Origin of the sequence: Mesorhizobium sp. M7A.F.Ca.MR.176.00.0.0 (assembly GCF_004023165.1) — a bacterium.
In the GTDB taxonomy this organism is placed as follows: domain Bacteria; phylum Pseudomonadota; class Alphaproteobacteria; order Rhizobiales; family Rhizobiaceae; genus Mesorhizobium.
On record NZ_RZTC01000290.1, the window covers coordinates 1 to 1,053 of the forward strand.

Here is a 1,053-nt window from a genome sequence, read left to right on the forward strand (position 1 = left end):
GGGTTGCCGTACCATTTGGTGACGATCCGATAGACCTTGGCGAACAGCGCCGTGCCCATTCGGATGTTAGCGCAGGCATCGACGAGGTCGGGCTTGAGCTCCCCTGCGTCCACGACGCCGAGGCCGGCCGGATATTGCGTGATCCCGACCCGCACGACGTTGCGGCCGACATGCTGTCGGATCAAAGCCAAGGCCTCGTCCGGCGTGGCTGGCTTCGGAACCAGCACGACACGGTTGCCTGAGCGGACCGTGACGGCCAGCGGGTCCTGCGACCCTGCCCGCTCGATGAACGTCTCGACGATCGCTGGCTTCAGAGCCCGATCGGCGCATTGCTGAATGAAGGCGGCGTCGACCATCCCGGTTTCTCCTGTGCTCATGTGTTGAAGGCCTGCACCAATGGACGGTTGAAGAGCTTCGCCCAGGCGACCGCACTGCCCCGCTGGATGGCGACGATCGAGGTGCCGGCGGTCCACCAGCCGTTGCCGGTCGCCACGATGATGTCCGGGGCGTGCAGCATCGACTGGAGCGCCGGCCAGAGAATGAGCTGCTCGTAGCAGATCAGCGGCGCGATCCTCCTGCCCGCGAGTTCGACGACCGGATTGGCAAGCAAGTGGGCTCGCGCGCCTTCGCCCTGTCCCGTCCAGGCCCGCCATGGTTGCCACATGGAGACCGGGACCGGCATGCGTTCGCGATAGAGGATGCCCGCCACGTCGGCGGAGATCGCCACCATGACGTTGTCGTAGCCGGCCGCGTCGATCGCGGCCGCGCCGGCGATCACGGTGATGTCCGATCCGCGCAGTCCATCCTGCCAGAGACGCGCGACGGTTGGCGTCCAGAAGCCCAGCGCGCTCTCGGGAAGGACGATGACGCGGCTTCCCTCGGCTGGCCGTGCGCGCACCGTTGCGATCAGGCCACGGTGATGCTCGAGCGAACCGTCACGCCCGAGGCTCTGGCCCAGTTTGAGATCGACGCCCTTCCATCCGTCCGGTAGGGAAGGTTCTGTCCACGTTGCGGCGGACCAGAGCCAAAAACCTCCCACGGCAATGACAGCTG

General features: G+C 66.4%; 1 protein-coding gene and 1 pseudogene. Both read right to left on the reverse strand.

Features of this window, described 5'->3' with window-relative positions:
- A pseudogene (locus tag EOB59_RS34885) lies at positions 1–356 on the reverse strand (conjugal transfer protein TraH); the annotation flags it as partial.
- Positions 357–373: 17 nt separating this feature from the next.
- A partial coding sequence (locus tag EOB59_RS34890; RefSeq protein WP_245486893.1) for a carbon-nitrogen hydrolase family protein occupies positions 374–1,053 on the reverse strand: 680 nt, incomplete at its 5' end.